We start from the raw sequence: 5484 nt of genomic DNA, 5'->3' as shown, positions 1-5484 counted from the left end.
GTCGCCGTAGGCGGCGCCGCGCAGCTTGACGGCCACGTCACGGGTGCGGGTGTCGCTGAGGGCGCCGCCGCGCCCGGTTAGCGGCTCGGCGATCCACCTGGCCAGCTCGGCGCGGCCGGCGTCGGAGACGGTGTAGACCCTCTTGTCCGGCCGACCGCGCTGGACGACCAGCGTCGCGGATAACCAGCCGTCGTCTTCCATCGTCCGCAGGGTGCGGTAGATCTGCTGATGGGTAGCACTCCAGAAGTAGCCGATGGAGCGGTCGAAACGGTGCGCCAGCTCGTAGCCGGAGCCGGACTGTTCGCACAACGACACCAGGATCGCGTGGGGGAGTGCCACGCGGGCAGCTTAGAGATCGCGGCCGCGACTATGCAACTAGTTGCAGTGCAGCGGCGCATAGCGGCCGGGTGCTTGATTTGTATATGCAACGTCTAGTATCAGTAATCAACGGATCTGCACCGCCGGGAAGCGAAACCCGCGGGGAAGAACAGCCACATTGACCAGCACATGGAGGAGACCTTCGTGACGTACACGATCGCCGAACCCTGCGTCGACATCAAGGACAAGGCCTGCATCGAGGAATGTCCGGTCGACTGCATCTACGAGGGCGCTCGGATGCTCTACATCCACCCCGACGAATGCGTGGACTGTGGTGCCTGCGAACCGGTCTGTCCGGTCGAGGCGATCTACTACGAAGACGATGTGCCCGAACAGTGGAACCAATACACGCAGATCAACGCGGACTTCTTCGCTGAGCTCGGATCGCCCGGGGGCGCGGCGAAGGTCGGCATGACTGAGGACGACCCGCAGGTCGTCAAGGATCTGCCGCCCCAGGGTGAGGGCGACTGAGCAGCCTGGTGAACCGCCGACGCCGGTCGGCCGTGTCAGCTCTGCTGCCGGTGTTCCCCTGGGACACCCTGGCCGACGCGACCGCGCTGGCCACGTCACATCCGGACGGCATCGTCGACCTGTCCGTCGGCACGCCCGTCGACCCGGTGGCGCCGCTGATCCGCGAAGCGCTCGCCGCGGCCAGCGCCGCGCCGGGATACCCCACAACCGCGGGCACCCCGGAACTTCGCCAGTCGGCCGTCGCAGCCCTGGAACGGCGGTACGGCATAACCGGAGTGAAGGAAGCGGCCGTGTTGCCGGTGATCGGCTCCAAGGAACTCATCGCGTGGCTGCCGACGCTGCTGGGCTTGGGCGCCGATGACCTCGTCGTGGTCCCCGAGCTGGCCTATCCGACCTACGACGTCGGCGCCCGGCTGGCCGGAACTCGGGTGGTTTACGCCGATTCGCTGACCCAGCTCGGTCCGCAGGCGCCGGCGCTGGTGTATGTGAACTCACCGAGCAATCCAACCGGGCAGGTGCTCGGTGTCGATCATCTGCGCAAGGTCGTCGGATGGGCCCGCGAGCGCGGCGCGCTGGTGGCATCCGACGAGTGCTACCTGGGTCTGGGCTGGGACGCCGAGCCGCTGTCGGTACTGCATCCCGACGTGTGCGACGGCGACCACATCGGGCTGCTGGCGCTGCACTCGCTGTCCAAGAGCTCGTCGCTGGCCGGCTACCGGGCCGGCTTCGTCGCCGGGGACGCGGCCGTGGTCGCCGAGCTGCTGGCGGTGCGCAAACATGCCGGGATGATGGTGCCGACGCCGGTGCAGGCAGCCATGGTCGCTGCCCTCGACGACGATGCCCACGAGCATGACCAGCGCGACCGCTACCGCCGCCGCCGGGACACGTTGCTACCGGCATTCCGCTCGGCCGGCTTCACCGTCGAGCACTCCGAGGCCGGGCTATATCTATGGGTCACCCGCGACGAAGCGTGCCGCGATACCGTCGCGTGGCTGGCGCGGCGCGGCATCCTGGCGGCCCCCGGCGAGTTCTACGGCCCTCGCGGCGCCCGGCATGTTCGGGTGGCGTTGACCGCCTCCGACGAGCGGATCGCTGCGGCCGCGACGCGGCTGAGTTCCTAGCGGATCGGGAGGAGCGGCGCCAAATGACCGACTACGACCTCGAGGCGGTGGACCGGCTGCCCTTCAACACCCCGGAGAAGTCGCAGCGTTACTGCACGGAGAATTACCGCGGAGCCGTCGGCCTCAACTGGTATGAAACCGACCCGAGCCTGCAGCTGACGATGGCCTATTACCTGCAGCCCGACGAGCTCGCCATCGCCGAGCCGCATTTGAGCAGGATTGGCGAGCTGATGGGTGGCCCGGTGGCGCGCTGGGCCGAGCAGACCGACCGCGATCCACCGCGGCTGGAGCGCTACGACCGCTGGGGCCACGACGTCAGCCAGGTCGTCCAGCCGCCGTCGTTCACCGAGTCCAAAAGGGCAGTCCTGGCCGCGCAAAAGGGATTGAAAGACGATGCCCGGCGCGCCGGCGTCAATCCGTCCCTGCCGCTGTATGCGGCCAACTATCTGCTCGACCAGGCCGACATCGGGATGGGGTGCGCGCTCGGGACCGGCGGCGGGATGGTCAAGTCGCTGGTCGCGGCCTATGCGCCGGCCGACGTTCGCGACCACGTGCTGGCCAAGTTCGAGACGGGCGAGTGGGAGGGGGAGACCGCCCAGCTACTGACCGAGCGCACCGGCGGCTCCGACCTCGGCGCGCTGGAGACGACGGCGACGCGACACGGAGATGCCTGGCTGCTCAACGGTTTCAAATGGTTCGCCTCTAACTGCGACGGGCAGGTGTTCGTCGTGCTGGCCAAGCCGGAAGGCGCGCCGGATTCCGGCCACGGCGTGGCGAACTTCCTGGTGCTGCGGACCCGTCGCGACGGCTCGCGGAACGGCATTCGTATCCGCCGCCTGAAAGACAAGCTCGGCACCCGGTCGGTGGCCTCCGGCGAGGTGGAGTTCGTCGATGCCGAAGCCTTCCTGCTGTCCGGCGAGCCGAGCGCCGAAACCGGCCCGGCCGACGGCAAGGGGCTGGGCCGGATGATGGAACTGACCAACGCGGCCCGGCTCGGCATTGCGCTGTTCGCCCTCGGCAACGCGCGCCGCGCGCTGGTCGAGTCGCTCTGCTACGCGCGGCAGCGGCAGGCGTTCGGCGACACGTTGTTCGACAAGCCGCTGATGCGCCGCAAGCTCGCCGAGATGATCGTCGACGTCGAAGCCGCCCAAGCGCTGGTTTTCGACGGCACGGGATTCACCAACCACCGTCAGCCCCGCGCAGTCCGTCAGCGTATCGCCGTGCCTGTGACGAAGCTCAAAGTGTGTCGGCTGGGTATCACCATGGCGTCGGACGCGATCGAGATTCACGGCGGCAACGGCTACATCGAAACCTGGCCGGTAGCCCGACTGCTCCGCGACGCGCAGGTCAACACGATCTGGGAAGGTCCTGACAATCTCCTGTGCCTTGACGTTCGGCGGGGCATCGAGCGCGCCCAGGCTCATCAGCCTTTGCTAGAGCGCCTGCGCGACGCGGTCTCGGTGTCCGACGACAACGAGACGACACGCCTCGTACGCTGCCGCATCGACGATCTCGAAGCGGCGATTACGGCCTGGGGCAAGCTGGACGGCGCGGTTGCCGAGGCCCGGCTGTTCCCGCTCACCCAGTTCCTCGGCGATGTCTACGCCGGGGCCCTATTGACCGAGCAGGCCGCCTGGGAGCGGGCCACCCGCCAGACCGACCGCAAGGCCCTCATCGCCCGGTTGTACGCATTGCGTCACCTGGCTGACCAGGGTGCCCTTCGCGGCATCGACGCGGAAAACGACGATGCGATCGAACGATTCGACGAGTTGCTTGACGGCGCGTTGGTAATGCGTTGGTAACAAAACTCCACAGCCCGTTGCGTCCCGGCGCGCGCGTTTAACGGATTGCAACGTACGCTTTTCCGGGAGCTACGGGATCTGGCTAAGGAATGTGGTGTGACGAAACAGGAGGACGGACAGCGGTTTGCGCCGTCGCTTTCCGACGTGTACAAGCGGTTGGTTCTCGGGAAACCGATGATCAACGACGAGCTGGAGCACGAGAGACTGTCGAACCCCGTTGCGCTGGGCGTGCTTTCGCCAGACGCGATCTCGTCGACCGCCTACGGTTCGGAACAGATCATGATCGAGCTGTTGCCGGCCGCCGGGCTGGCCGCGTTCGCCTTGCTACTTCCGATCACCGGTGTAATTTTGTTGATTCTGGTGCTGGTGGCGGCGTCCTATCGCCAGGTCGTAATGGTTTACACCCGCGCCGGTGGCTCCTATGTGGTGGCCCGCGAGAATTTCGGACCCCGGGTTGCTCAGATCGCCGCGGCATCGCTGTTGATCGACTACGTGGTGACCGTCGCGGTGCAGTGTGCTGCCGGAACCGTGGCGGTGGCCTCGGCATTTCCCGCGTTGGGTCCCTACAGCCTGGAGATCACCGTGGCTGTCGTGCTGCTGATGTGTTTCGCCAATTTGCGTGGCCTGCGAGAAGCCGGAGTCAGGTTCGCGCTGCCGACGTATCTGTTCGTCGGCATGGTCTCGTTGACGATCGTTGTCGGCATCATTCGTGAAATTACGGGCGGTTTAAAGACTTACGATCCTGAGCACCTCGCCGGAGCGGTCCCGGTCGGCCATGGCAACGGCATCATCATGGGCGCCACGGTTCTGATCGTGCTGCGCGCGTTCGCCAACGGCGGTTCGTCGCTCACCGGAGTGGAGGCGATTTCCAATACGGTCAACGCCTTCCGTAAGCCCGAAGGCACCAACGCCCGTCGCGTGCTGACAATCATGGCCGCGATCCTGGGATTCCTATTGGCCGGAGTGGCCTGGCTGGCGCATGTCACGCACGCCACCCCATACGTCGCCGGCTATCCGTCAATGCTGTCCGAGATCACCCGGGCGGTGTTCGGTGAAGGAGCGATCGGTCATGTCTGCTACTTCATGGTCCAGGCGGCCACCGCGCTGATCCTCTACACCGGGGGCAACACCAGCTTCAACGGGTTCCCGGCCTTGGCGAGTTTCGTTGCCGAGGACCAGTTTTTGCCGCGGCCGCTGATGAAGCGCGGCCATCGGCTGGTGTTCTCCAACGGCATCATCACGTTGACCGTGTTGGCGGTGGCATTGTTGATCGTGACCGGGGGATCGCTCAATGCGCTGGTGCCGTTTTACGCAATCGGGGTTTTCACCGGGTTCTCGATGGCCGGTTACGGGATGACCAAACACTGGCTGACCCATCGTGGGCCCGGCTGGCGATCCAAGCTGGTGATCAACTTGTCGGCCGGTATCTTGTCGACCGTCGTGGTGGGGATCTTCGCGATCGCGAAGTTCACCGAGGGTGCCTGGCTGGTGGTGGTGGTCTTCCCGATTCTGGTGTTCGGTCTTATGCGGCTCAACCGGCAGTACCGCGCTGAGGCCGCCGTCTTGGAGATGTCACTGACCGAGCCTCCCGACTTGGACAAGCACGACCGGCACCGCGTCCTCGTCTTCGTGGACAGCGTCGACCTCGCAGAGGTCGAGGCGATGCGCTACGCGAAAGGGCTACAGTCCGACGAGTTGGTCGCGGTGCACTT

General features: G+C 66.0%; 5 protein-coding genes. 4 read left to right on the top strand and 1 reads right to left on the bottom strand.

Translation table 11 applies throughout. The annotated features are described in order from the left end of the window. On the bottom strand, positions 1-339 hold a 339-nt coding region (locus tag VKI00_RS15975; RefSeq protein WP_324438985.1), incomplete at its 3' end, for a PadR family transcriptional regulator. A gap of 183 nt (positions 340-522) precedes the next feature. Here VKI00_RS15975 and fdxA point away from each other — a divergent pair. The 4 genes from fdxA to VKI00_RS15955 all read left to right on the top strand — a co-directional run. Next, positions 523-849 carry a ferredoxin gene (gene fdxA / locus VKI00_RS15970; protein ID WP_324438983.1) on the top strand — a complete coding sequence of 109 codons (327 nt, stop codon included), beginning with the start codon at positions 523-525 and terminating at the stop codon, positions 847-849. 32 nt (positions 850-881) lie between these two features. Then, on the top strand, positions 882-1970 hold the full coding sequence (gene dapC / locus VKI00_RS15965) for a succinyldiaminopimelate transaminase (RefSeq protein WP_324438981.1): 1089 nt from the start codon (positions 882-884) through the stop codon (positions 1968-1970). Between the two features lie 23 nt (positions 1971-1993). Beyond that, positions 1994-3772, top strand: coding sequence for an acyl-CoA dehydrogenase family protein (locus tag VKI00_RS15960; protein ID WP_324438980.1), 1779 nt, complete (start codon positions 1994-1996; stop codon positions 3770-3772). 96 nt (positions 3773-3868) lie between these two features. Beyond that, positions 3869-5484: APC family permease (locus tag VKI00_RS15955; RefSeq protein ID WP_324438978.1), on the top strand; the 1616-nt coding region annotated here is incomplete at its 3' end.

Source organism: Mycobacterium sp. (assembly GCF_035314665.1).
Lineage (GTDB): Bacteria > Actinomycetota > Actinomycetes > Mycobacteriales > Mycobacteriaceae > Mycobacterium.
This window is presented reverse-complemented; position numbering and strand designations above follow the sequence as displayed.

Coding starts and splice junctions, on each gene's coding strand:
- VKI00_RS15960 (WP_324438980.1), top strand. CDS start 1,994: ATGACCGACTACGACCTCGAGGCGGTGGACCGGCTGCCCTTCAACACC.